Origin of the sequence: Micrococcus sp. ACRRV (genome assembly GCF_022346985.1) — a bacterium.
Classification (GTDB): Bacteria; Actinomycetota; Actinomycetes; order Actinomycetales; family Micrococcaceae; genus Micrococcus; species Micrococcus porci.
Genome location: NZ_JAKRNH010000025.1, coordinates 1 through 24,990 on the forward strand (window position 1 = coordinate 1; position 24,990 = coordinate 24,990).

A 24,990-nucleotide genomic window follows, 5' to 3' on the forward strand; every position below is an offset into this window, starting at 1 on the left:
GCCCCGCGCCCCTTCCTGCTGGTGCAGACCCGCCCGGAGGAGGATGCGGCCGCCGCCGAGGCCGAGTCGGTGCGCCGCCTCGGCGGGTACGACGACGCCACGCTGCGCGTCCTGCGGCTCGACCGGCGGGTGCTGGACGCCGAGGGCGAGGCCCACGCCGGCGCGGTGGACTGGGAGGCGGAGCTCGCGGACGTGGCCGGCGTGATCCTGCCGGGCAGCCCGTTCACGGGCTCGGACCCGGAGGAGTCGAAGTCGGACCTGCAGGTGGCCGTGGAGGCGGAGCTGGGCCGGTTGATGGCGCTGGTCCTCGCCCGGCAGACCCCGTTCCTGGGCTGCTGCTACGGGGTGGGCACGCTGGGACGGGCCGCCGGCGGCGTCGTGGACACCACCTACCGGGAGCTGCCCGGGCCGATCGACGTGGCGCTGACCTCCGAGGGCCTCCGGGACCCACTGCTGGAGGGCATGCCTGCGGAGTTCGCGGCGTACGTGGGCCACAAGGAGGCTGTGCGGGAGCTGCCCCCGGGCGCCGTGCTGCTCGCCACCGGCCAGGCGTGCCCCGTGCAGATGTTCCGGGTGGGCGAGCACCTCTACGCCACCCAGTTCCACCCGGAGCTCGACCAGGCCGGGCTGCTGGAGCGCCTGGAGATCTACGCGGACCACGGCTACTTCGCGGCGCACGAGGCCGACGACATGTTCGCCGCGATCCGCGCCCGCGAGGCCCCGATCCCGCCGCGCATCCTGGAGCGCTTCCGCGCGATCTACGGCTGAGGCCCGCGTGCGGCCGGAGACCGTCCACGGCACCCTGCCGCAGATGCCCTCCGCCCGGGGAGCCGCCCACCCAGGCCGTGTACGTGCTCTTCCGCGGGACCGCCACCCGGGTGTCCCCACTACCCTGGACCCCATGCCTGAGACCTCCGCACCCGGCACCGCCGGCCCGACGTCGTCGTCCGCCGTCACGTCCGACCCCGCCCACCCGGACCACCTCGGCTTCGAGGTCCGCGAGCGGCTGGACGCCCCTGGCGCGGACGGGATCGCGCTGGGCCGCACCGGCGTGCTGCGCACCCCGCACGGGGAGATCCAGACCCCGGCATTCATCCCGGTGGCCACGCAGGCCACGGTGAAGGCCGTGCTGCCGGAGTCCATGGCGGAGCTTGGCGCGCAGGCCCTGCTGGCCAACGCGTACCACCTGTACCTGCAGCCCGGCGACGACCTCCTCGACGAGGCCGGCGGCCTCGGCGCGTTCATGAACTGGCCCGGCCCCACGTTCACGGACTCGGGCGGCTTCCAGGTGATGTCCCTGGGCTCGGGCTTCAAGAAGGTCATCGACATGAAGGGCCCCGCCGCCCCCGAGGGCCAGGGCGCGGACGACGCCGTCGCCCCCGGCAAGGAGCGCCTGGCCAACGTGGACGACGACGGCGTCTGGTTCAAGTCCCACCTCACCGGGGACCGGCACCGGTTCACGCCCGAGCGCTCCCTGCAGATCCAGCACAACCTGGGCGCGGACGTGATGTTCGCGTTCGACGAGCTGACCACCCTGCACAACTCGCGCGGCTACCAGGAGGAGGCCCTGGAGCGGACCCGCCGGTGGGCGCAGCGCTGCCTGGACGAGCACGCCCGCCTCACCGCGGAGCGCGCCGGCCGCCCCTACCAGGGGCTGTTCGGCGTCATCCAGGGCGCCCAGTACGAGGACCTGCGTCGCAAGGCCTGCCGGGACCTCTCCGGCATGACCGCGGAGTTCGCGGCGGCCGGCGAACGCCCGGCCACGGCGCACGGCTTCGACGGCTACGGGATCGGCGGAGCCATCGAGAAGGAGAACCTCGGGACGATCGTGGGCTGGTGCGCGCAGGAGCTGCCGGAGGACCGGCCCCGCCACCTGCTGGGCATCTCCGAGCCGGACGACCTGTTCCGGGCCGTGGAGAACGGCGCGGACACCTTCGACTGCGTCTCCCCCACGCGCGTCGCCCGCACCGGCGCGTTCTACACGCGCGACGGCCGCTACAACCTGCCCGGTGCCACGTACAAGCGGGACTTCGGCCCGCTGGACCCCGAGTGCGACTGCTACACGTGCGCCCACTACTCCCGCGCGTACCTCCGGCACCTGTTCAAGGCGAAGGAGATGGTGGCGCACACCCTCATCTCCATCCACAACGAGCGCTTCACGGTCTCCCTCGTGGACCGGATCCGCGCGTCGATCCAGGCCGGCACGTTCGCCGAGCTCAAGGCCGAGACGCTCGGCCGCTACTACGCCCCGAAGGGCTGACGACGACGCCGCCCTGCGCCGGGGCGCATCAGCTCCGGCGCAGCTCGTTCTTGCGGATCTTGCCGGTGGCGGTGCGGGGCATCTCCTCCACGACCTCGAACCGGTCCGGGACCTTGAACCCGGCCAGATGCTCGCGGCAGTGGGCCCTGAGCGCCTCCACGTCGAGCGGGCCGGAGGCCGGGTCGAGCACGAGGTAGGCGACGGGGCGTTCACCCCAGCGAGCGTCCGAGACGCCGACGACGGCCACGTCCGTCACCGCCGGGTGCGCGTGCAGCACGCCCTCGACCTCGATCGAGGAGATGTTCTCCCCGCCGGAGATGATGATGTCCTTGGCGCGGTCGCGCAGCTGGATGTAGCCGTCCGGGTGCATGACGCCGAGGTCCCCGGAGTGGAACCAGCCGCCGCGGAACGCCTCGGCGGTGGCCTCGGGGTTCTTGTAGTACCCGAGCATGACGCCCTCGCCCCGCATGACGACCTCGCCCATGGTCCGCCCGTCCGCGGGCACCGGGTTCATGTCCATGTCCACCACGGCCACCTGGCCCACCATCGGCATGGCCACGCCCTGGCGCGCCATCACCTGGGCGCGCGCGGCGCGGTCCAGCTCGGCCCAGCCGGGCTGCGGCTCGCAGATCGTGAACGGGCCGTGCGTCTCGGTCAGCCCGTAGACGTGCACGGGGGTGATGTTCAGCCCCTCGAGCGCGGCGATCACCGACGGCGGCGGCGCGGCCCCGGCGGCGGCCATGCGGATCTCGCGGTCCACGGGGTGGGCCCGCTCGGACTCGATGATCATCGCGGCCACGATCGGCGCGCCGCACAGGTGGGTGACGCCCTCGTCGTCGAGAGCGTCCCAGATGGGGTCCATGCGGACGGCGCGCAGGCACACGTGGGTGCCGGCGGCGGCGGTGACGGCCCAGGGACGGGTCCAGCCGTTGCAGTGGAACATCGGCAGGGTCCACAGGTAGCGGGTGGCGCCGTCGTAGCCCTGGGTGATCACGTTCGCCACCGCCGTCTGGTGCGCGCTCCGGTGGGTGTAGCGCACGCCCTTGGGGCGGCCGGTGGTGCCGGAGGTGTAGTTCAGGGTGATCGGAGCGGTCTCGTCCGCCACGGCCCAGGGCAGGTCCTCGCCCTCGGCGCCCTCCGCGAGGAGCGCGTCATAGGTGAGCAGGCCGGCGTCGGGGGCGGCGTGGCCCGCGGCGGCGTCCACGACCTCGGCGACGGCGGCGCCCGTGCCGATCTGCTCGACGACGCCGCGCACCTCCGCGGCGACGTCCCCGTCGGCGAGGACCACGCGGGCCTCGGCGTGCTCGAGGATGTACTCCAGCTCGCGCGGGGTCAGGCGGGGGTTGAGCGCGGTGAGGACGCCGCCGGCCAGGGGCACGGCGTAGTGGGCGGCGAGCATGGCGGGCACGTTGGGGAGGATGGCCGCCACGGTCTGCCCGGGCTCGATGCGCGCCGTGAGCGCCCGCGCCAGGGACTGCACGTGCGCGGCCAACTCGGCGTAGCTCCAGCGCATGTCCCCGTAGACCACGGCCTCGCGGTCCCCGAAGACGGCCGCGGCGCGGCCGAGGAAGGCCAGCGGCGTGAGGGGCTCGGTGCGGGCGACGGCGAGCTCGGGGGCGAGGGTGTCCTGCGTCACGTCCATGCCCCGATCCTGCCTCATCGGACGTCCGAAGGTCCATCACCCAGACACATGGGACCAGGGGCGACGACGGCGCCCCCTCGCCGCACGGGGAGGGGGCGCCGTCGTCGTGGGGCCGGGCGATCCCGGGCCGGCGGGCTCAGGCGAAGGCGCCGACGCCGGTGATGTCGCGGCCCACGATCAGGGCCTGGACGGTCTCCGTGCCCTCGTAGGTGTGGATGGCCTCGATGTCCGCGAAGTGCTTGCCGACCTCGTTCTCCAGCAGGATGCCGTTGCCGCCGAGCAGGTCGCGGGCGTTCGCGGCGATCGAGCGGGCGGTGCGGGTGGCGGAGTACTTGGCCAGGGACGCCTGCGGGCCGGTGAGCTTGCCGGCGTCCTCGAGGCGCGCGGCGCGCAGCACCAGCAGCTGCACCTGGGTCAGCTCGGAGAGCATGCGGGCCAGACGCTCCTGCACGATCTGGGACTCCGCCAGGGGGCGGCCGAACTGCACGCGCTGCTTCGCGTACTGCACGGCGGCCTCGTAGCAGCCCAGGGCATGGCCCACGGCGGCCCAGGCGACGCCCAGGCGGGTGGCGAACAGCACGGCGGCGGTGTTCTTGAAGGACTGGGCGCCCGGCATCACGTCCTCGTCGGGGACGAACACGTCGTCGTAGGTGATGTGGGCCTGATGGATGGCGCGGAGCGACATCTTCCCGCGGATCACCTCGGCCGAGTAGCCCTCGGCGTCCTGCTGGACGATGAACCCCTTGACCTGGCCGTCCTCCGCGGAGCGGGCCCAGGTGACCGTGATGCCGCCGGCGGCGCCGTTGCCGATCCACTTCTTGTGGCCGCTGATGCGCCACCCGCCCTCGACCTTCGTGGCGGTGGTCTGGAGGGAGACGGAGTCGGAGCCGTGCGTCGGCTCGGTCAGGGCGAACGCGCCGAAGAGCTCGCCGCGGTCCATCGCGGGCAGGTACTTCGCCTTCTGCTCGTCGGAGCCGCACATCTCGATGGAGCGCATGGCCAGGCCGCCCTGCACGCCCACGACGGTGGCGAGCGAGCCGTCGATCCGGGAGGTCTCCATGGCCGCCAGGCCGCAGGCCAGGCGGGACTGGGCCGGCTTGCCCTCCACCGCGACGCCGTCGCGCAGCAGGTCCGCCTCGGCCAGGCCGGCGATGAGCTCCGTGGGGTACTCGCCGGTGTCCCAGGCCTCCTGGAGGCGCTTCTGCACCTCGGGGGTGAGGAACGCGCGGGCGGCGCGGGCGAGGGCGAGATCCTCGTCGGGCAGCTCGGCGAAGACGGCGTAGGCGTCGGTGTCGAGGGGGCCGGTGATCGTCGAGTAGTCGGGCTCTGCGGTGGGCAGGGTCTCGGTCATGGTGTGCCTCCGGGGGCGGTGCGGCGGGACGGGCGCCCGCGCGGGGTGACTGTGTGGCCCACGATACACATCCCTGACACTCCGTCTCAAACATCTGGACGGCGTATCCCACCCCGCTCCGGCGTGACACCATGAACCCCATGACCGCCGTGCCGGAGGACACCCTCACCACCCTGATCCACCTCCTGGACCGCCAGGGGTACGACGACGTCACCGTGGACCAGCTGGCCCGGGAGGCCGGGATGAGCCGGGCGAGCTTCTTCCGCCACGTGGGCGGCAAGGAGGAGGTGGTCTTCGCGGACCACGAGCAGCTCCTGCCCCGCCTCGAGGACCTGCTGCACAGCACGTCCCTGCCCCTGCCGACCGCCCTGCGCGAGGCCGGCCTCCAGGTGTTCCGCCACCACGTCCAGCACCCGGAGCGGGCCCGCGCCCGGGCACGGCTGCTGCGCGGCTCCCGGGCCCTCCGGACACGGGAGCTGCTGGCCTCCCACCGCTACGAGCAGCTCTTCTCGCGCTGGCTCGCCGAGCGCCTGCCGGACACCCCGACACGCGGCAGCGTCGCCGTCGGGCTGGCGGCGGCCGTGGTGGCCGTGCACAACGCGGCCCTGCGCGGCTGGCTGCATGCGGAGGCACCGGACCCGACCGCGGCGGAGGCCGCCCTGGGCGCCCAGCTCGACGAGGTGATCCTCCGCCTCACCCGCGAGCCGGGCGAGGCGGAGGCCCGCCTGGCCGCCGTCCGGGCCCTGCTGGACTGACGTCCGCCACGGCCCTGGACCGCAGCGGACCGGCCTCAGCGGCCGGCGACCTGCGCGTTCTCCGCGCCGAACGCCGGCGGGTAGCGGAACTCGCCGGACGGGATCTCGGCGCCCTCCTGCAGGGCGATGACCTGCAGGGCCTCGGGCTGCGTGGCGAACGCGGCGGTCACCCCGTGCTCGGCGGCGGGGCGGAAGCCGAACTTGGCGTAGTACTCGGGCCAGCCGTAGACGACCACGGCCTGCTCGCCGTCCTTCTGCGCCTTCTCCAGGAGCGCGTTGACGAGCGCCGTGCCCGCCCCCTCGCCCTGGTGCTCGGGGAGCACGCCGTGGGGGGCGAGGGCGAGGACCTCGGCGTCGTCGATGTGGGCACGCACCAGGGTGCCGTAGCCCATGGGGTCGGAGTAGAGGTCCGTGCCGGGGATGGAGGCGGTCATCGCCATCAGGGAGTACTGGGGCAGCCAGCCCTCACCGGAGGCCACCAGTTCCTCCACGAGGTCCGCCTCGGCGGAGGACTCGAACGTGAGCTCCGCGATCTGCCGGATGGCGCGGCGGTCGGCGGGGTCGTCGTGGTGGGCCAAGCGCGTGGACCAGCGATGGCCCAGGTCCTGGCCCTCGGGCACGTGGGCGGCGCGGTAGGTCGGGGTGGCGGTGCTGCCCTTCTCGGTGCTCATGGCCTCACGCTATGCCCGCATGTGATGCGGGCAACAGGGGCGGCGGCCAGCGTGACCGACCATGACGAGGGCCCTCCCCGGGGGTGCCGGGGAGGGCCCTGCCCGCGCGCGGCGGGGTCCCGACGCGCGGGCGTCAGTCGATCTGGATCTCACCCATCGGCCCGAAGCCCTCGGCGCCGACCTGCTCGGAGATGATCTGCGGGGTGGACTGCAGCAGGGGGCGCATCGCGTCGATGCCCTCCTGGAAGTGCGGCGAGGCGACGTGGGCCTGCGCACCTTCGTCGGTGAAGCCCTCCAGCAGGAAGAACTCGTTGTCCCCGCCCTCGACCGGCTTGTACCACTCGAAGAACATGTTGCCCGGCTCGGAGCGCACGTCCGCGGTGTACTTCGCCACCGCGTCCATCCACTGGTCGGCGAGCTCGGGCTTCACGGTGAACTTCAGGTTGATCAGGATCATGACGCCATGGTGGCACGGCGGCCGCCGCGGCGTCCCGCCCTGAACCTCCGTGCCATGGCCCACAGCCCGACCAGCACGGCCAGCAGCACCACGAGCACCAGCACGGGCAGGAAGAGCGCGGCGGCGGTGAGCACCACGGCGGAGGCGTCCTCGGCGGTGGAGAGCAGCGGGGCGGCCGTGCCCATGGTCACCGTGTTGGCGGCGGCCCGCGTGCCGGCCTTGGTCAGGTGCACGAGCAGCGCCATGGCGGCGCCGATGAGGGTGGGCACCCACACCTGGGAGTCCAGCAGGGTGTCCGGCCGCTGCACGGTGACCGTCTGGGCGCCCACGCCCGAGGCGAACGTGATGCCGCCCGCCGCCGGGCGCACCACGGTCTGGACGACGTCGTTCACCGCGTCCACGGCGGGGATCTTGTCCGCGACCACCTCCAGCACCAGGAGGATCCCGACCACCCACAGGGCGACGTCGGAGGACAGCCACGCCCAGGCCGGGGGCAGGTCCACGAGGGGGGTGAAGCGGTCCAGCAGGCCCAGGGCCAGCATGGGGATGAAGGCGTTGAGGCCGGCCGAGGGGGCCGTGGGGCCTCACCCGTGAGAGAACGCCGGGCGGGTCCGCCGTCTTCCCTCCTACCATGAGCCCATGACCACGACGACGACCACCCCCCGATCCGTCGCACCCGCCCTGGCCCTGGCGATCGCCGGCTCCGAGGCCACCGGCGGCGCCGGCGCGCAGGCCGACCTCAAGACGTTCCAGGAGCTGGGCGTGTTCGGCATCCTCAGCCTGACGTGCATCGTCTCCTTCGACCCCGCGGACGACTGGAACCACCGGTTCTTCCCCGTCCCGCAGGACGTGCAGGCCGCTCAGCTGGAGGCGATCCTGGCCGACTACCCGGATGAGCTGCGCGCCGTGAAGCTCGGCATGCAGGGCTCCCCGGAGACCATCCGCACCACCGCCGAGGCCCTGCGCGGCCACGCCTGGGACCACGTGGTCCTGGACCCGGTGCTGATCTGCAAGGGCCAGGAGCCCGGCCACGCCCTGGACACGGACCAGGCCCTGAAGGCGGAGCTGCTGCCGCTGGCCACGTTCACCACGCCCAACCACTTCGAGACCGAGCAGCTCTCCGGCATGGCCGTGCGCACGGTCGAGGACCTGACGGCCGCCGCCCGTCGCATCCACGAGATCTCCGGGGCTGCCGTGCTCGCCAAGGGCGGCATGCACATCGAGGGCCCCGACGCCGTCGACGTGTTCGTGGACGCCGACCACGAGGAGGTGCTGGCCACCCCCAAGATCGGGGACTCCGGCGTCTCCGGCGCGGGCTGCTCGCTGGCCGCCGCCGTCACGGCGGAACTCGCCAAGGGCGCCGAGCCCGTCGAGGCGGCCCGCCGGGCCAAGGCGTTCGTGACCGCGGGCATCGCCCAGGCCGTGGAGGGGAGGACCCCGTTCGCCGCGCTCTGGCAGGGCGGGCTGCGCGAGACCCCGGAGGCCGGCCGATGAAGGTCACCGTCTACTCGGACGTCGCGTGCCCGTGGTGCTACATCGGGAAGCGCCGGTTCGAGACGGCGCTGGCCGGCTTCGAGCACGCGGAACAGGTGGAGGTGGAGTGGCGCAGCTACCAGCTGGACCCCACCCTGCCCGAGCGCTCGGACCTCACCGAGGTCGAGTACCTCACCCGCATGAAGGGCCTGGCCGAGCCGCAGGTGCGCCGGATGCTGGACCACGTGGTCATGCAGGCCGCCGGCGAGGGGCTGACCTACGACATGGACGCGATCGTCGTCGCCAACTCGTTCCCCGCGCACCGCGTGATCCAGCGGGCAAGAGCCGTCTCCGCCGAGGCGGCCTCCGCCCTGGAGGAGGCCCTGTTCGCGGCGCACTTCGAGCGCGGGCAGGACATCGGCGACGCCGCCGTGCTCGCCGAGCTGGGCGCCGCGGCCGGGCTGAGCGCCGAGCAGGTCGAGGAGGCCCTCACGGACGAGCGCTGGGCCGAGGCGGTGCGCGCCGACCTCGCGGAGGCCCGCGCCGTGGGCGTCACGGGCGTCCCCTTCTTCGTGCTGGACGGGAAGTACGCCGTCTCCGGGGCACAGCCGCCGGAGCTCTTCGCGCAGGCGCTGGCGCAGACCTGGGCCGAGCGGGCCCCGCTGCGCGCCTTCACGCCCGCCGCCGCGGCGGACGACGACGACGCGCCTCTCATCGGCCAGGCCTGCGGCCCCGACGGCTGCGCCTGAGCGGGCGGCCGCGGCAAACCGCTCCTCGCCGCGCAGGCCCCGGCCGGGGATCCTCCCTGGCCGGGCGCCCGAGCGCGGCGGCCCATGGCCCGGAACGATCCCCGCGACCCCTCGAGGAGGACACCATGACCGAGACCGCGGCCTGGATCGAAGCCCGCCTGGACGAGCTCGGCGTCCCGCACGAGCGCGTGGGCGGCACCGGGTTCGAGTACGCCTCCACGGACCGCGGCACCCTGCCCGACGGCACGGACGTCCCCGTGATGCACGGCTGCGGCCACGACACGCACGTGGCCATGGCCGTCTCTGCGGCCCGCGTGCCGGCCGCCCACCCGGAGGCCTGGGCCGGCACCGTGGTGTTCGTCTTCCAGCCCGGCGAGGAGACCGCCGCCGGTGCCGCCGCGATGCTCGAGGACGGCCTGTGGGACCGCGCGCCGCGCCCGGTCGCGGTGCTCGGCCAGCACGTGATGCCCGCCCGCACCGGCACCATCCGCTACGTCAGCGGCGACGCCATGTCCCTGGCGGACTCCTTCAAGGTCACGTTCCACGGCAAGGGCGCCCACGGCTCCATGCCGGAGCGCTCCATCGACCCGATCCTCATGGCCTCCTCCGCGGTGACCCGCCTGCAGTGCATCGTCTCCCGCGAGGCGGCCCCGACGGGCCGCGCCGTCGTGACCGTGGGCACCTTCCACGCCGGCCTCAAGGAGAACATCATCCCGAACACCGCGGAGATCGCCCTCAACGTCCGCCCCCCCACCCCGGAGGTCTGAGAGAAGGTCTCCGCGTCCATCGAGCGCATCCTCACGGCCGAGGCCCTGGCCTCGGGCGCCCCGGAGCCCACCGTCGAGCGCTACAACTCGTTCCCCCGCGCCCACAACGACGTCGGCGCCACCGCCGCCGTCATGGCCGCGGTGGCCGCGGAGCTGGGCGAGGAGAGCGTGATGGAGATCGGCCCGCTGATGGGCTCCGAGGACGTGGGCGCCCTGACCGACGCGATCGACGTGCCGCTGGTCTCCTGGTTCGTCGGGGGCTTCGAGGGCGAGGACTTCGGGGACAACCCCGCGAACCACACCCCGCAGTTCGGCCCCGTCATGGAGCCCACGCTCACCACCGGCGTGCACGCGGCCCTGGCCGGGCTGCTGCACTACGTGGGCCGCTGACCGCGCACCGTGGCCCCGGGGCGGGCGCACGCCGCCCCGGGACAGGCCGCCCCGATGTGCCACAGACTGTCCGCATGGAGACCCCGCGCACGCCCGAGACCCGCACCGACCCGCCGGCCGACCGCCTCGCGGAGCCGCAACACCCCGCCCACGCCGACGCCCCCGTCGTCCACGACACCGCTGTCCCGGAGTCCGAGCGCATCGAGCGCACCGTCTCCACCCGCACCGGTGAGACCAGGCCGCCCGTGGTCCGCACCGTGGTCACGGAGTCCGAGCGCATCGAGCGCCCCGTGGTCGAGGTCCGGGACGCGCGCGTTCCCGGGCGCCTGCTGTGGTGGATCGGTGGCGGCACCCTCGCCGCAGGCTCCCTCGCCGCCCTGGTCCGCGTCCTGCGCGAGCGCCTCGCGACGCCGGAGCCCACCCCGCTCGAGCGCCTCGCCGACGCCGGTCGCGGCGCCGGCCTGCCCCTGGCCCTCTCGCTGGCCGGGACCGCCGCGGGCGTGGGCGTGTCCCTCCGCGCCCGCCGTCGCCGCAGGACGGAGGAGGTCCTCGCCGCCCCCGCGGTCCCGTTCCTGCTGGGGGAGGCCGTCTCGGCCGAGGCCGGCGAGGACGACGTCGACGGGCTGCCGCCCGTGAACGAGGCCTCGGACGCCTACCCGGCCGGCGCCCTGGAGACGGAGGCACTGCCCCTCGAGGTCGTCGTCCTCCTGGACACCCTGCTCGACCCGTCGCTGGATGAGGGGCGCGAGCTTCCCGGCGCCGCCGCGCTGCGCGCCCAGCTGCCGCACGTGCGCACCGCCGCCTCGGTGGCGGAGGAGATCCGGGAGGACGGCAAGGTCCCGGACTGGACGCCGCTCGTCGTCGAGGAGGAGACCGGCGTGGCCCGGGCCATCCCGAACGACATGGTGTGGCCCGTGCGCGGCCGCTTCACGACCGAGGACGGGCACGAGCTGGAGCTGCGCCTGCAGGTGATCGACGGCGAGCTCGGCGCCCTGGTCATCACCCTTCCGGAGGACGTGGAGGACGGCGTCGCCGCCTGGGACGCGTTCCAGGAGCTCGAGGCCTTCCCCGGCGTCGAGGAGCTGACCTTCACCGTGGACGGCGACCGGCGCCCCTGAGCCCCCGGTTCCGTCCCGGGCCGTGGACAGGGGCGCCGTCTAGAGTGGGGGATCGCCCGCCGTCGTCGTGAATTCGGAGCCGCTCCATGACCACCCCCGCCCCGGTCAAGTCCACCGCCCGCGCCCGCCGGAAGGCCGCGCGCGCCGTCTCGGGCCCGCGCCCGCGCCTGCGGATGGGGCTCAACGGCTTCCTGGTGGCCTGGCTGCTGCCCAACCTGCTCATGGCGGCCGTGGTGCTGGCCCTCACCCTGATCCCGTCCCTGCAGCGCTTCGGCACCCTGACGCCCCTGCTGACCGTGGTGGGCATCGCCGGCCTGGTGATCGGCCTGCCGCTGTGCCTGCTGGTCAACCGGGCCTTCCGCCACGTGCTCAACCAGTGGGTGCACGTGCTGGCCTACGCCCTGGTGGGCATGCTCTACGGGCTGGTGGTGCTGGCGCAGGGCGTGGGCGGCGTGCTGCCCATGCTCATCCCCGTGATCGGCTTTCCCGCCGCGGTGCTGATGGGCCTGGGGCGCCTGGCCGCGCGGCCGCTGGTGGACGTCGTCCCCGGCGCCGAGCCCCGGAGCTGAGTCCCCCGCCCTCCGCCGGGGGCGGATCGGCCCCACGACGGCGAGAGGGACGATGATCCGTGGATCATCGTCCCTCTCAGAAGCACGTCCGGGGCCCGCATCCCCTCAGGCATGTATCCCGGCTCGTGGCTTCCTCTATCTGTGCACCGTCTCATGGGGCACCTCCGAGTCTAGGAAGGGGAGGGCCGCGGCCGACAGTGGACGAAGGTCTACACTTTCCGACCCTATTGTGACGTAGATCACTCGGTGCGGCGTCGTCGTCCGGAGACTACGCCTCTGGCCGGGGCACGGCCGCCCGCACCCGCCACCGGTCGCCTCCGCACGGGCCGACCTCCAGGCGGCCGCCGAACGCCTCGATGCGATCCCGCATCGAGGTCAGCCCCACCCGCGAGGAGTTCCCCACCACGGACCGAGGACCGTCCTCCGGCAGCGTGTTGACCACCTCCAGGACCACCTCGCCACCCCGCGCCTCGATGGAGATCTCGCAGGCCTGACCCGGGCCGGCGTGCTTGGCCACGTTGGTCACAGACTCCTGCATCACGCGGTACAGCGCCGCGCGCACTCCCAGGTTCAGGCCCACCTCCCCGAGCTCCACCCGCACCGCGGCGTCCACGCCCGCCAGGCGCAGCTCTTCCGCCAGACGCTCCGCCCCCGGCCCCAGCTGGGCCACCGTGGCGGCGTCGTCCGTCTCCGGCGTGCCCGGCGTCGGCGCAGGCTCCACCACGCCGTCCTCCTGGAGGATGGAGAGCATGCGACGCAGGTCCGTGAGCGCGTCCCGGGCCGACTCCCCGACCACGCGCACCACCTGCTGCGCGGCCTCGGGCGTGCCGAGGTACTGCGCCGCGTTCGCCTGCATGGCGATGATCGTCAGGTTGTGCGCGACGATGTCGTGGAGGTCCCGGGCCAGGATGCGCCGCTCCCGCTCGGCCGCCTCCCGTGCCAGCCGCTCCGCCTCGGCGATGCGCCGGCCGTCCTGCACCCGCTGCAGCTTCGCCGCCCGGATCGACGCCCCCACACCGAGCCCGACCACCACGAGCAGCAGGGTGAGCCACGCCACCCCGTCGACCTTCCCGGAGCCGACCAGGCTCACCGCCACGACCCACGCGAGTGCCGTGGCGCCGGCGGCCAGGAGGTAGCGTCCCGACTGCGCGGTGGCGACCACGGTGCCCAGCACGAACGGCAGCACGAGGACGACGGACACGGCGTCGCCGCCGACCAGGGAGGCGGCCATCAGCAGCAGGACGACCGCATAGGCCACGGTGGTGCGCCACCACTGGGCCAGGAAGGCGAGGCACGCCAGGACCATGAAGGCGATGTCCGCACGCGTGTCGCCACCGCCCCGCCCCAGCTCGATCATCACGTCCGAGGTCGTGGAGGCGACGGAGAACACGGAGCCCACCACGAGGTAGACCCGGTTGGCGGGCGCCGCATCCCAGAACCGGACCCTCCCGCCCGCGGGCGGGCTCACCGGGTCCAGCAGGGAGCGGAGGGTCGACCCGAGGCGCGCTCGGCTCACCGCTCGTCGCACATGAAGGGGAAGACCGTGCAGAAGCCGTCGCGCACGCCCGAGTCGACGCCCCCGTCCCGGACGGGCGCGAGGCCCGCCTCGGCGACGACGCCGTCCGAGACCGGGAGGGGGGACGCGGCGGAGGCCGGGGCGGCGGAGAGGCCGGCGGCGAGGAGGACTGCAGCGGCGAGGCGTGCGGTGACGTTCAGGCGCTTCATGGCTCCGATTATGCCTCCACCGACCCCGGTCTCATCCCTCCTCCGGGCGCGTCTACTGTGGAGCCATGCCCGACTCCCCCGAGGACGAGATCCGCGTCCTGATCGCCGACGACCAGCCCCTCATGTCCGGCGCTCTGCGCGTCCTGGTGGACTCCGCGCCCGGGATGCGCTGCGTCGGCCTGGTGGCGGACGGCGTCGAGGCCGTCGAGGCCGTCGAGGCCACCCGCGTGGACGTCGTCCTCATGGACATGCAGATGCCCCGCATGGACGGCGTGGAGGCCACCCGCCGGATCACCGCCTCCCGGCCGGGCACCAGGGTGCTGGCCGTCACCACCTTCTCCTCCGAGGACTATCTCGTCCCCGCCCTGCGCGCGGGCGCCGCCGGCTACCTGCTCAAGGACGCGGAGCCGGCCACCGTGCTCGGGGCCGTGGAGGCCGTGCGTCGCGGCGAGTCCGTGCTCTCCCCCGCCGTGGCCGCCAAGCTGATCGCCGCCGTGGAGCGAGACCACCCGGTGGTCGGCCCCGCGGCCGCCGAGCCGGGCGATCCGGACGGCTCCGACCTGACCGAACGGGAGCATCAGGTCCTCACGCTGCTGGCGCGCGGCCGGTCCAACCCGGAGATCGCCGCGGAGCTCCAGGTGTCCGAGTCCACCGTCAAGGCCAACGTGGGCCGGGTCATCGACAAGCTCGAGGTGCGGGACCGCGTGCAGGTGGTCATCCGCGCCGCGCAGCTGGGCCTGGTCACCTTGTCCCTGGACTGAGCTGGGCCGGGGTCCACCCGGCGGCCGTCAGCCGCCGGCGAGGGCGTTGCGCTGCGCGTTGAGGTCGCGCAGCACCTGCATGCCCTCGTCCACGACGGGGTTCGCCCGCGCCAGGAGCCGGTCCTTGGCCGGCGCGTACGCCAGGCCCGTGAAGTCGCCGCTGGAGGCGTCCAGACCCTCGATCCGCTGCTGCACCAGGCGCACCGCGTCCAAGGCGTTCGCGTACTCCACGGACTTCTTGTCGATCTCCACGACGGTGTTCGCGGCCGGCGCGGTGGGGACCTTCTCCAACTCCGTCTGCGCCTCGTAGAGCTGGTAGCCCAGGGTGCAGGTCTCGTCCCGGTTGTACAGGCCCACGCCGTTGTTCCGGCCCCCGGCGGTCTGCGCCTGCTGGTTGGCCTGGGCGATCTGCTCCTCGAGGTCACCGCTGACGCCCAGGCCGGTGGGCGCGGCCATGCCGGCCTTGGCCATGTCCACGTTGACCTCCTTGCCGGCCACCGTGAACACCGCGGACTGCTCCCCCTCCGGGGCGCCTTCGTCCGAGCGGTCCACCCGCACGGTGGCGCCCTGCGGGAGGCGGTCCCGGAGCCAGGCGTAGGCCTCCTCGCCCATGCAGTACTCCGGGCCCACGCGCAGCCCCTCGGGGTTGCGGATGGCCGAGCGCACACCGGCCAGGGTGAGCGTGCGCTCCTCGCCATCCGCGTTCACGACCACGTGGTTGCCGTCCACCACGCGCACCACCTCGACGGTGTCGCGCGCGACGACGAGACCGCGCACCGCGCTCGCCGCGCCGAGCGCCAGGAGGACGCCCGCCACCACCAGGAAGACGATGAGGCCCTTCTTGGGCACGCGGGCCTGGGCGGCGACGTGGGTCATGGGACTTCCTCGGGCAGGGACGGCAGGGGCGATGGGACCGGCGACGACGCGACGCGCCGCTGCGGCACCCGGAGGCCGAGTCTAGCGCGGGGGCGGGGAGACGGGTCGGGGGCGTGCTGGACACGCCCCCGACCGTCACCGCCCCCGGATCAGCGGGCCCGCGTGTAGAAGGGCAGCGGGACCACGGTGAAGGGCTCACCCCTGCCGCGCAGGTCCACCTGCACGGAGGTGCCCTCCGCGGCGTGTTCTCGGCGGATGCGCGCCATGGCGACCGGGTGGCCGAGCGTGGGGCTGGGGGCGCCCGAGGTGACCTCGCCGATCACGGCGCCGTCGGCGTCGAGCACGGAGTAGCCGTGGCGGGCGGCGCGGCGGCCCTCTCCCTTCAGGCCCACGAGGACCTCCTCGACCTCGTCCTTGCCGACGAGCGCCGCCTTGCCCACGAAGTCCCCCTCCTTGGAGGCGGGCACGGCGAAGGATACGCCGGAGGCGTGCGGCTGGTGCGCGGTGTCCAGCTCGTTGCCGTACAGCGGCATGCCCGCCTCGAGACGGAGCGAGTCGCGCGAGGCGAGGCCGCAGGGGGTGAGCGCGATCCCCGCCTCCTCGGCGGCCTTCACGACGGCGGACCACACGGCCGAGCCGCGGTCCCCGGCCTCTGCGGTGGAGGAGGCCGGCAGGAACAGCTCGAACCCGTCCTCGCCGGTGTAGCCGGTGCGGGCCACCACGGCCTGCACGTCCCCGGCCGCGGTGGGCACGGTGAGCGTGACGTGGCCGTAGTACTTCAGCTCGGCGAGCTCCTGGGCCGAGGCGGGCATGAGCCGCGCGAGGATCGCCTCGGACTGCGGGCCCTGCACGGCCACGAGGGCGGTGGTGGAGGACTCGTCGTGGACCTCGACCTCCCAGCCGGACGCGCGCTGCGTCAGGGCGGTGACGACCGCGGAGATGTTGCCGGCGTTGGGCACCACCAGGAACTCCTGGTCCTCACCCTCCGCACCGGAGTCGGTCCGGTAGACGATCAGGTCGTCGAGGACGGTGCCGGCGTCGGTCAGGCAGAGCGCGTACTTGGCGCGGCCCGGCTTCAGCACGGAGATGGAGCTGGAGAGGGCGTGGTCCAGCATGGCGCCGGACTCGGGGCCGGAGACCCGGACCTCGCCCATGTGGGAGAGGTCGAAGAGGCCCGCCGACTCGCGGACGGCCTTGTGCTCGGCCAGCTCGGAGCCGTACTTCAGCGGCATGTTCCAGCCGCCGAAGTCCGTGAACGAGGCGCCCGCGGCCTCGTGGACGGGGTGCAGGGGGGAGTTGCGCGTGGACTCGGTCATGGTGCGTTCCTCTCAGTGGCTGGTCGACGCGGTGTCGGCCGCGGAGACGGGTTCGGTCGACTCGGGGGACGCGGCGGCCTCCTCGAAGGCCTCCGGCGGCGGGCAGGAGCACACCAGGTTGCGGTCGCCGTAGGCGCCGTCGATGCGGCCCACCGGCGGGAGGTACTTGTCGTCCACCAGGGAGGGCAGCGGGTAGAGGGCCTGGGCGCGCGTGTAGGGGCGGTCCCAGTCCTCGCCGGTGGTGGCGCCGAGGGTGTGCGGGGCGCGGCGCAGCACGGACTGCTCCACGGTCTCCGGAGTGGTCGCCGTGATCTCCGCGTGGATGGAGATCATCGCGTCGATGAAGCGGTCCAGCTCGGCCAGGTCCTCGGACTCGGTGGGCTCCACCATGAGCGTGCCGGCCACGGGGAACGCCAGGGTGGGCGCGTGGAAGCCGTAGTCGATCAGGCGCTTGCAGACGTCCTCCGCGGTGACGCCGGTCTGCGCGGTGAGCTCGCGGAGGTCCAGGATGCACTCGTGCGCCACGAGGCCGCCCTCGCCTGTGTAGAGCGTGGGGTAGTGGTCGGCGAGGCGGCGGGAGATGTAGTTCGCGCTGAGCAGGGCCTGCTCGGTGGCGTCCTTGAGGCCCTCGCCGCCCATCATGGCGATGTACGCCCAGGAGATCGGCAGCACGCCCGCGGAGCCGTGCGGCGCCGCGGTGACCAGGCGCTCGGCCGAGGGCAGGAACGGCACCAGGTGCTCGCCCACCGCCACCGGGCCGACGCCGGGGCCGCCGCCGCCGTGCGGGATGCAGAAGGTCTTGTGCAGGTTCAGGTGGGAGACGTCGCCGCCGAAGGCGCCCGGCCGGGCCAGGCCCACCAGCGCGTTGAGGTTGGCGCCGTCGATGTAGACCTGGCCGCCGGCCGCGTGGACCTTGTCGCAGACCTCGGTCACGTCGCCGTCGAACACGCCGTGCGTGGACGGGTAGGTGATCATGATGGCCGCCACCCGGCCCTCGTGCGCCGCGATCTTCGCGTCGAGGTCGGCGGAGTCGATCGTGCCGTCGTCCGCCGTGGCCACGACGACGACGCGCAGGCCCGCCAGGACCGCGGAGGCCGCGTTGGTGCCGTGCGCGGAGGCGGGGATCAGGCAGACGTCGCGCTCGCCGTCGCCGTGGGCCAGGTGGTACTGGCGGATGGCCCAGAGGCCGGCGAACTCGCCCTGCGAGCCCGCGTTCGGGGCCACGGACACGCCCGCGTAGCCGGTGATCTCCGCGAGGCGCTCCTCGAGGTCGGAGATCAGGAAGCGCCAGCCCTCGGTCTGGTGGTCCGGGGCGAACGGGTGGATGGCGCAGAACTCCGGCCAGGAGATCGCCTCCATCTCCGTGGTGGCGTTGAGCTTCATGGTGCAGGAGCCCAGCGGGATCATCGTGCGGTCCAGCGCGAGGTCCCGGTTGGCCAGCCTGGTGATGTAGCGCAGCATCTGGGTCTCGGACCGGTGGGTGTTGAACACCGGGTGCGTCATGAACGCGGAGGTGCGGCGCTGGGCCTCGGGCACGGCCGGCGTCTGGACGGCGCCCTCGTGCGGGGCGGCGGGCAGGGAGGCCGGGTCGGCGCCGAAGGCGGTGAGCACGGCGGCGAGGTCCTCGTCCACCGTGGTCTCATCGCAGGCCACGCGCACGATGTCCGCGTCCACGAGACGCAGGTTCACGCCCGCCTCCTCGGCGGCGCGCACGACCTCCTCGGCGCGGCCGGGGACGTTCAGCGTGAGGGTGTCGAAGTACTCGGCGTGGGCGACCTCCACGCCGGCGCCCGCGAGCGCGATGGCCAGGCGGTGCGCCTGGGCGTGGGCGTGGCGGGCGATCGCCGTGATGCCGGCCGGGCCGTGGTACACCGCGTACATGGAGGCCGTGATGGCCAGCAGCGCCTGGGCGGTGCAGATGTTCGACGTGGCCTTCTCGCGGCGGATGTGCTGCTCGCGGGTCTGGAGGGCCAGGCGGTAGGCGGGCTTGCCCGCGTCGTCGTGGGAGACGCCCACGAGGCGGCCCGGCATGGAGCGCTGCAGGCCCTCGCGCACGGCCAGGTAGGCGGCATGGGGACCGCCGAAGAACAGCGGCACGCCGAAGCGCTGGGTGGAGCCGATCGCGATGTCCGCGCCCTGCTCGCCGGGGGGCGTGATGAGGGCCAGGGAGAGGATGTCCGCGGCGACGGTGATCAGCGCGCCGGCCTCCTTGGCCTGCGCGATCACGGCGGAGTGGTCGTGGAGGCGGCCGGAGTCGCCCGGCTGCTGCAGCACGACGCCGCAGAGCCCCTTCTCCTCGACCTCGGCGCGCACGTCCTCGGGGATGCCCGCGGAGAGGTCCGCGACGCGCACCTCCAGGCCCACGGCCTCGGCGCGCATCTGCGCCACGGTGAGGGTCTGCGGGAAGAGGTCCGCGTCCAGCAGGGTGATGCCGTCGGCCTTCTTCCGGTTGGCGCGGTACATCAGGAGCACGGCCTCGGCGGCGGCGGAGGCCTCGTCCAGCAGGGAGGCGTTGGCGATGGGCAGGGCCGTGAGGTCCTCCACCATCTGCTGGTAGTTCAGCAGGGCCTCGAGGCGCCCCTGGGAGATCTCCGGCTGGTAGGGGGTGTACGCGGTGTACCAGGCCGGGTTCTCCAGCACCTTGCGGAGGATGACGCCGGGGGTCACGGTGTCGTAGAAGCCCTGGCCGATCATCTGGGTCTTCACCACGTTGCGGCCGGCGATCTCGCGCAGCTGCTCCAGGGCGGCGGCCTCGGTGAGGGGGGCGGGCAGGTCCAGGGGCGCGGACTGCCGGATCACGGAGGGGACGGCGGTGTCCACGAGCTCGTCCACCGAGCCGAGGCCCAGTGTCTGGAGCATGTGGCGCACGTCCTCCCCGCGGGGTCCGATGTGGCGGGCGACGAACGGGGCGGACGCGGTGTCCCGCGGCTCCGTGGGGGTCAGGGGGCTGGTCACGAGCTACCTCCGAGGGGTCCTGCCGAGCACGGCGTGGGTCTGCTCCTCCCCGCTCTGTCCTGTGACCTGAGAGCTTCCACCGCCCGCAGGCCGGCTTGCACCGTCGGTGGCCCCTGCGCGGCCGCGGGTGCGGGCGCGCGGCGGGGCGCTTTCCAGAGCGCCTGACCCCGGGCGGTACGGATGCCTGAGAGATTCCCGGGGAGGACTTGCTCCTTCGGCGGCCGGCCCGCGCATCCCGCCCGGAGGGCGGCACACGCGCCGGCGCTCTCCCGCGTGGGGCATGCGGCGTGCATCGAGTATCCCACAGACGTGCCCGGGGCCACAGGGGGACGCTCGGCCTATGGTGGAGCCGTGACCGACTCCGCCCCGACACCCCGCTCCCCCGCCCGCCGGCCCGGCGCCCCGGTGCCCCGGTGCCGGCCCGGCTCGAGCCGGGCATCGCGGTCGCCGCGAAGCCGGTGCTGCGCGCGGGGATCGTGCTGCTGGGCCTGCAGCTGCTGCTCTCGGACGTGCTGGCCCTGGGCTGGGGCGCGGTCGGGCTCGTCGTGGGCGTGGTGGCCCTGACCTTCACCGCGACGCTCGCGCTCCGCCGGGCGCTGCGCCTGCCGTGGGACCTCACCGCCCTCGTGGCCTCCGGGTTCTCGATCTGCGGCGCGGCCGCCGTGGCGGCGGCGGACGGCGTGGTCCGGGCCCGCCGCGAGATGGCCGCGACCGCGATCGGCCTCGTGGTCCTCTTCGGCACCCTGATGATCCCGCTCCTGCCCGCACTGACCGGCGCCCTGGGCCTCGGCGAGCGCGCGGCCGGCCTGTGGATCGGGGCATCCACGCACGAGGTGGCACAGGTGGTGGCCGCCGGCGGGCCCCGGCCCCTGGTGCTGGGGGCCGGGTCGACGTCCGTCGCGCTGGCCGCGGGCCGGGCGGGGGCGGCGCTGCTCGGCTGACCGGCGTTATCGTTGATGAAACGGGGCCGGGCCCGGCGTTTTCGTTGATGAAACGGGGGCGGGCCCGGCGCTTCCGCATCCGAAACGGGGCCGGGGAGACGCCGCCTGCGCGGCCCCTCCACTGGGGACGACGGAGGGGGCCCACGCATGGTGAACCGCACAGCGAAGCGCGCAGGCTGGGACTACGACGCCCTCGCGTTCCTGATGGGCTTCCTCGGGGCCGCGGCGGGCGGGTTCGAGGTGGCGTTCCTTCAGCTCCTGGGCGCCGAGGGGCTCGACGCCTTCCTCGGGCTCACCGTCCTGTTCGGCATCGGACCGGTCCACGCCCTCGTCGCCGCACTGGTCTCGCCGCCGCTGCTCGCCGGGCTCCGCCGGGTGCACCCCCGCTGGCTCCACGTCCTGATCGCCGGCGGCGTGCAGGCGGGGATCGCGGCGGGCGTCGCCTCGCTCTGGCTGCAGAACGCGGATGCCCGGCATCTCCCGGGATACGTGCTGACCTCCGGGGTGCTCCTCGCCGTCGCCTGGGCCTGGGCGCTGCGGCGGAGCGCGTGGCGCCCCGCAGGAGGTCCTGCGGACGGCGCGTGAGACCCGTTCACGCGTCGGTCGCCCACCGTCCACCTCCTGCTGAGACCCAGGACGAACGCGTCCAGCACCCTGGCACAGTCCCCGCACCGACACCCCGGAGGTCCCCGTGAACCCCGCCTTCTCCCGCCGCACCGGCCTGCGCGCCCTGGCCGCCGCCGTCGTGACCGGCACCGTGGCCACCACCGCACCCGCCGCCCTGGCGAAGACCGCGCAGCACGCCCCCGCCGTGCCGGCCGGCGCCGACGGCTTCCGCGTCCTGCCGTACCTGATGGAGCCCACCGCCACCTCGATGGACCTCGTGTGGTTCTCCGAGCGGCCGGTCGCGGGCACCGTCGTCGTCTCGGGCCCGGGCCTGGGGAACAACCACGGCAACGGCCGCACCCGCCCGGCCGGCACGCGCGTCTCCGCCCCCGAGCTGCAGCCGCTGCTGGCCTACACGCAGAAGGAGCTGACCCAGACCCTCACGGGCCTGCCGCAGGGCTCCTGGCTGCTCGGTGCCGAGAACTGGAAGCACCGCGTCTCCCTCGCCGGCCTGAAGCCGGGCAAGGAGTACACCTACACCGTCACCCAGGGCGGGCAGCGCCACACCGCCTCCTTCCGCACCGCCGACGACGGCCGCGACTGGTCCGACCTGCGCCTCATCGCGTTCTCCGACACCGAGACCGAGCCCTACGGCCGCATCGAGAACCGCGAGTGGGAGCTCAGCCAGGTCACCCCCTACACCGAGGGCTCCCTGCCCCGCCCGGGCGAGGGGTCCCTGTGGCAGCAGACCTTCGGCTCCACCGTCCGCTACGGCGCGTTCACCCTGAAGTACCCGCTCACGCAGGACGTGGGCCTGCGCGAGAACATCGCGCACATCGACGCCGCCGACCCGGACCTGCTCCTCGTGGCCGGCGACCTCGGCCAGGGCGCCGGCTACCAGCCCGGCTGGGACGAGTTCTTCCGCCACGTCGCGGGCGAGCACTCTGACATCGCCTCCCGCGTGCCGCTCATCACCGCCCTGGGCAACTGGGAGACCTTCGCCGCGCTCAACGGCGGCTACGGCACCCCCGCCGACCGCTCCCCCGTGGTCCGCTCGCGCAACAAGTACCACGCCTACTTCGAGCGCACCGGCGCCGGCACGGACCGGCAGAACCCGCGCTTCCGCGGCTCCTACTACCGCACCGACCACGGCCCGCTGACGATCATCACCCTGGACTCCACCAACGGCGTCCCGGACGAGTCCGTGAACGGCCCGCTCTCCGGCGCGCCGATCTCCGGCGACGACCGCGGCCTCACCGCCGCCGCGATGCCCACCGACACGCAGGGCTCGTTCACCCAGGCCGAGTACGAGGCCGCCTTCCCGAAGGTCTTCCCCGGCAGCACGCCGGCCGACGCCGACCTGCCCGTCTTCAACCCCGGCCACGCCCAGTGGGCGTGGGCCGAAGAGCAGCTCGCCGACGCGCGGGCCAACGGGCAGATCATCCTCGTCGAGTTCCACCACGTGCCGTTCTCGATCGGCGAGCACGGCACCCCGCCCAACCACGCCGTCCCGGACGACCAGTCCGGCGTCGCGATGCGCGTCTACGCGCCGCTGCTGGAGAAGCACGGCGTCGCCGTCGTCATCTCCGGCCACGACGAGATGTTCCAGCGCTCCTGGGTGGACGCGGACGGCGACGGCGTGGGCTTCCACTCCTACGACGTGGGCGTGGCCTCGGACGGCCTGCGCGGCGAGAAGTACGCGAAGAACGCGGCCGGCGAGTACGAGCCCGTGCGGTTCAACACGCACATGGAGTGGACCGCCAACACCCACGAGCCCGAGACCTGGGCGGACGTGGACGGCGTGCGCCAGCTCGTGGACGGCGGCATGCACTACGGCCACCTGCAGATCGACCTGAAGCGCCGCGGCCAGAGCGCCGAGATGACGTTGACGCCGATGTACGTGTTCCCGATCCTGGACTCGCAGTACAGGCTCGTGCGCACCGAGCGCCGCGCCTACGACGACGTGCAGGTCATCCGGTTCGACCGGAACGGCGTGCCGCTGCCGCGCCGCTGAGCGCGGACGCACGCTCGCACGACGACGTCGGGACCGGGGAGGCTGCCGGGACGGGGCCGCCGAAGACCGCCACGGGCACGTCGTACCCGATCGCGATGCCCGTGGAGTGCACGTGGGCCGGCATCGGCTCGGTCATGGTGGCGTACGGGACGCCGCAGCACAGGCCGGTCGTCAGGCCCAGGGCGAGCAGGGTGATGAGTGCGCTCATCAGGACCAGCCGGCGCCGGTGGAGCAGGGTCTCGCGGAGGGGGCCCGACGTCGTCGCGGGTCGAGGGGCGGCTCAGACGAAGGCGGAGACCCCCGTGAGGGCGCGGCCGACCAGCAGCGCGTTGATGCTCTGCGTGCCCTCGTAGGTGTAGATGGCCTCGACGTCGCCCATGAACCGGGCCATCTCGTACGAGGCCACGATCCCGTTGCCGCCCATGGCATCCCGGGCCAGGGCCGCGGACTCGCGGGCCAGGCGGGTGGAGGTGGCCTTGGCGGCGGCGGCGTGGACCATCTCCAGGGTGCCGTCGTCCTGCAGGCGCTGCACCTGCATCATCAGCCCCGTGGCCGCGGCGAGGTTGCCGGCCACCTGCGCGATCGCGGCCTGGATCAGCTGGAACTTCGCCAGCGGCCGGCCGAACTGCGTGCGGGTGAGCGCGTACTCGCGCAGGGTGCGCAGGATGCCCTGCTGCACGCCGACGCCCTGCCAGCCCACCCACGCGCGGGAGTCGCGCAGCATCTCGCGGGTGGCGTCGAAGGAGCCGGCGCCGGGCAGGAGCGCCTCGGGCCCGAGGCGGACGTCGTCGAACACCATGTCCGCGTTCTGCATGATGCGCAGACCCGTCTTGCCGGTGATCTTGGAGGCGGAGAAGCCGGGGGCGTCCGTGGGGACGAGGAAGCACTTCACCTCGCCGTCCGAGACGTCCTTGGCCCACACCAGGGCGACGGCGGCCACCGTGCCCGCGCCGATCCAGCGCTTGGTGCCGCGCAGGATCCAGCTGTCGCCGTCGGGGGTGGCGGTGGTCTCCACGCCGCCGGCGATGTCCGAGCCGTGGTCCGGCTCGGTGAGGCAGAACGCGCCGAGCGCCTCGAAGCGGCGCAGCGCCGGCACCCAGCGCTGCTTCTGCTCCTCGGTGCCGAAGCGCTCGATCGAGCCGATGTTGAGCTCGTTGTGGATGCCCACGAGCGCGGAGAAGGACAGGTCCACGCGGGCGATCGCCACGTGCACGAGGTTCTGGAAGAGGCGGGAGGCGCCGAGGAAGTCGAGCTCGCCGAGGCCCACCGAGGCGAGCCCGGGGAGCATCTCCATGGGCAGGGTCTCCGTGTTCCACGGCTCGGCCAGGTGGGGGCGGACGTGCTCCTCGAGGTGCGCCTCGATGCGCTCCAGGTGGGCGCGCTCCTCGGCGGAGAGGAGCGAACGCAGGTCGAAGAGGTCGACGTCCGGCAGGCCGTCCGTCACCGCGGCGGCGGGGGCGGCGGCGTGGCCGGGGTGCACGGCGGCGGCCACGGTGAGCACGCCCGTGGCGGGGCTGGCCGCGGGCTCGGCGGAGGCGGGCGAGGGGGTCGGCGAGGGGGTCATGGCGGCGTCTCCTTCGACAGGGGTGGAGCG

The 24,990-nt window shown here is 73.8% G+C and carries 24 protein-coding genes, 1 pseudogene and 1 riboswitch; of the genes and pseudogenes, 13 read left to right on the plus strand and 12 right to left on the minus strand.

Translation table 11 applies throughout. The features are described from left to right. Both MHY29_RS04365 and tgt read left to right on the plus strand, forming a co-directional pair. A partial coding sequence (locus MHY29_RS04365; protein ID WP_239238373.1) for a glutamine amidotransferase occupies positions 1–768 on the plus strand: 768 nt, incomplete at its 5' end. A 133-nt stretch (positions 769–901) separates the two neighbouring features. Further along, a complete protein-coding gene (gene tgt, locus MHY29_RS04370) occupies positions 902–2,260 on the plus strand; it encodes a tRNA guanosine(34) transglycosylase Tgt (protein WP_224355660.1) in 1,359 nt (452 codons plus the stop codon). Between the two features lie 28 nt (positions 2,261–2,288). Here tgt and MHY29_RS04375 read toward each other — a convergent pair whose 3' ends face one another. Then, positions 2,289–3,902, minus strand: a complete 1,614-nt coding sequence (locus tag MHY29_RS04375; protein WP_239238374.1) for an AMP-binding protein — start codon at positions 3,900–3,902, stop codon at positions 2,289–2,291. Between the two features lie 136 nt (positions 3,903–4,038). Continuing rightward, positions 4,039–5,253, minus strand: a complete 1,215-nt coding sequence (locus tag MHY29_RS04380; protein WP_224355662.1) for an acyl-CoA dehydrogenase family protein — start codon at positions 5,251–5,253, stop codon at positions 4,039–4,041. Between the two features lie 140 nt (positions 5,254–5,393). Here MHY29_RS04380 and MHY29_RS04385 point away from each other — a divergent pair, with 140 nt between their 5' ends. After that, positions 5,394–6,008, plus strand: a complete 615-nt coding sequence (locus MHY29_RS04385) for a TetR/AcrR family transcriptional regulator (protein ID WP_239238375.1) — start codon at positions 5,394–5,396, stop codon at positions 6,006–6,008. Between the two features lie 35 nt (positions 6,009–6,043). On the opposite strand, the gene MHY29_RS04390 is transcribed toward MHY29_RS04385, so the two are convergent. From MHY29_RS04390 to MHY29_RS04400, 3 genes and pseudogenes are all read right to left on the minus strand, one after another. Continuing rightward, positions 6,044–6,679 (minus strand): GNAT family N-acetyltransferase, encoded by a 636-nt coding sequence (locus tag MHY29_RS04390; RefSeq protein ID WP_239238376.1) that lies wholly within the window; start codon positions 6,677–6,679, stop codon positions 6,044–6,046. A gap of 133 nt (positions 6,680–6,812) precedes the next feature. Continuing rightward, complete coding sequence (locus MHY29_RS04395; protein WP_239238377.1) at positions 6,813–7,136, minus strand: putative quinol monooxygenase; 324 nt, start codon at positions 7,134–7,136, stop codon at positions 6,813–6,815. After that, positions 7,133–7,696 (minus strand): annotated as a pseudogene (locus MHY29_RS04400) (DUF4126 domain-containing protein); the annotation flags it as partial. The gene MHY29_RS04395 and the pseudogene MHY29_RS04400, both read right to left, overlap by 4 nt. 79 nt (positions 7,697–7,775) lie before the next feature. Between MHY29_RS04400 and MHY29_RS04405 the strand changes: the two are divergent. The 6 genes from MHY29_RS04405 (at position 7,776) to MHY29_RS04430 (ending at position 12,202) form a co-directional block, all read left to right on the plus strand. Beyond that, positions 7,776–8,630 (plus strand): hydroxymethylpyrimidine/phosphomethylpyrimidine kinase, encoded by an 855-nt coding sequence (locus MHY29_RS04405; RefSeq protein ID WP_239238383.1) that lies wholly within the window; start codon positions 7,776–7,778, stop codon positions 8,628–8,630. Beyond that, positions 8,627–9,358, plus strand: coding sequence for a DsbA family protein (locus MHY29_RS04410; protein ID WP_224355667.1), 732 nt, complete (start codon positions 8,627–8,629; stop codon positions 9,356–9,358). The genes MHY29_RS04405 and MHY29_RS04410 overlap by 4 nt, the downstream gene beginning before the upstream one ends. 125 nt (positions 9,359–9,483) lie before the next feature. Continuing rightward, positions 9,484–10,125 (plus strand): amidohydrolase, encoded by a 642-nt coding sequence (locus tag MHY29_RS04415; RefSeq protein ID WP_239238385.1) that lies wholly within the window; start codon positions 9,484–9,486, stop codon positions 10,123–10,125. A gap of 132 nt (positions 10,126–10,257) precedes the next feature. Beyond that, positions 10,258–10,515: a hypothetical protein gene (locus MHY29_RS04420; RefSeq protein ID WP_239238387.1), complete on the plus strand. Its 258-nt coding sequence runs from the start codon at positions 10,258–10,260 to the stop codon at positions 10,513–10,515. 74 nt (positions 10,516–10,589) lie between these two features. Further along, the gene (locus MHY29_RS04425; protein ID WP_224356865.1) at positions 10,590–11,633 is read left to right on the plus strand and encodes a hypothetical protein; all 1,044 of its coding nucleotides are present in this window, start codon (positions 10,590–10,592) and stop codon (positions 11,631–11,633) included. Positions 11,634–11,719: 86 nt separating this feature from the next. Continuing rightward, positions 11,720–12,202: a hypothetical protein gene (locus MHY29_RS04430; protein ID WP_224355668.1), complete on the plus strand. Its 483-nt coding sequence runs from the start codon at positions 11,720–11,722 to the stop codon at positions 12,200–12,202. 268 nt (positions 12,203–12,470) lie between these two features. Here the strand turns inward: MHY29_RS04430 and MHY29_RS04435 are convergent, their stop codons facing one another. Continuing rightward, positions 12,471–13,718: a sensor histidine kinase gene (locus MHY29_RS04435; protein ID WP_224355669.1), complete on the minus strand. Its 1,248-nt coding sequence runs from the start codon at positions 13,716–13,718 to the stop codon at positions 12,471–12,473. Next, on the minus strand, positions 13,715–13,927 hold the full coding sequence (locus MHY29_RS04440; RefSeq protein WP_239238389.1) for a hypothetical protein: 213 nt from the start codon (positions 13,925–13,927) through the stop codon (positions 13,715–13,717). The genes MHY29_RS04435 and MHY29_RS04440 overlap by 4 nt, the downstream gene beginning before the upstream one ends. 65 nt (positions 13,928–13,992) lie before the next feature. Between MHY29_RS04440 and MHY29_RS04445 the strand changes: the two genes are divergently transcribed. Then, entirely contained in the window at positions 13,993–14,688 is a 696-nt protein-coding gene (locus MHY29_RS04445; RefSeq protein ID WP_224355671.1) for a response regulator transcription factor, read from the plus strand. Between the two features lie 27 nt (positions 14,689–14,715). On the opposite strand, the gene MHY29_RS04450 is transcribed toward MHY29_RS04445, so the two are convergent. The 3 genes from MHY29_RS04450 to gcvP form a co-directional block, all read right to left on the minus strand. Then, positions 14,716–15,564 (minus strand): thermonuclease family protein, encoded by an 849-nt coding sequence (locus tag MHY29_RS04450; protein WP_239238391.1) that lies wholly within the window; start codon positions 15,562–15,564, stop codon positions 14,716–14,718. A 149-nt stretch (positions 15,565–15,713) separates the two neighbouring features. Beyond that, complete coding sequence (gcvT, locus tag MHY29_RS04455; RefSeq protein ID WP_239238393.1) at positions 15,714–16,880, minus strand: glycine cleavage system aminomethyltransferase GcvT; 1,167 nt, start codon at positions 16,878–16,880, stop codon at positions 15,714–15,716. A gap of 12 nt (positions 16,881–16,892) precedes the next feature. Next, positions 16,893–19,739, minus strand: coding sequence for an aminomethyl-transferring glycine dehydrogenase (gcvP, locus tag MHY29_RS04460; RefSeq protein WP_239238403.1), 2,847 nt, complete (start codon positions 19,737–19,739; stop codon positions 16,893–16,895). A 258-nt stretch (positions 19,740–19,997) separates the two neighbouring features. Beyond that, positions 19,998–20,117: riboswitch (glycine riboswitch) on the minus strand. Between the two features lie 131 nt (positions 20,118–20,248). Here gcvP and MHY29_RS04465 point away from each other — a divergent pair. The 3 genes from MHY29_RS04465 to MHY29_RS04475 all read left to right on the plus strand — a co-directional run bounded on the left by MHY29_RS04465 (position 20,249) and on the right by MHY29_RS04475 (position 23,396). After that, entirely contained in the window at positions 20,249–20,776 is a 528-nt protein-coding gene (locus tag MHY29_RS04465; protein WP_239238395.1) for a putative sulfate exporter family transporter, read from the plus strand. Between the two features lie 147 nt (positions 20,777–20,923). Beyond that, positions 20,924–21,361, plus strand: a complete 438-nt coding sequence (locus tag MHY29_RS04470) for a hypothetical protein (protein ID WP_239238397.1) — start codon at positions 20,924–20,926, stop codon at positions 21,359–21,361. Positions 21,362–21,467: 106 nt separating this feature from the next. Then, entirely contained in the window at positions 21,468–23,396 is a 1,929-nt protein-coding gene (locus tag MHY29_RS04475; RefSeq protein ID WP_239238399.1) for a metallophosphoesterase, read from the plus strand. Here MHY29_RS04475 and MHY29_RS04480 read toward each other — a convergent pair. Next, complete coding sequence (locus MHY29_RS04480) at positions 23,353–23,604, minus strand: hypothetical protein (RefSeq protein ID WP_239238401.1); 252 nt, start codon at positions 23,602–23,604, stop codon at positions 23,353–23,355. The genes MHY29_RS04475 and MHY29_RS04480 overlap by 44 nt on opposite strands. Positions 23,605–23,676: 72 nt before the next feature. After that, positions 23,677–24,960 (minus strand): acyl-CoA dehydrogenase family protein, encoded by a 1,284-nt coding sequence (locus tag MHY29_RS04485; RefSeq protein WP_239238402.1) that lies wholly within the window; start codon positions 24,958–24,960, stop codon positions 23,677–23,679. Positions 24,961–24,990 lie beyond the last annotated feature (30 nt).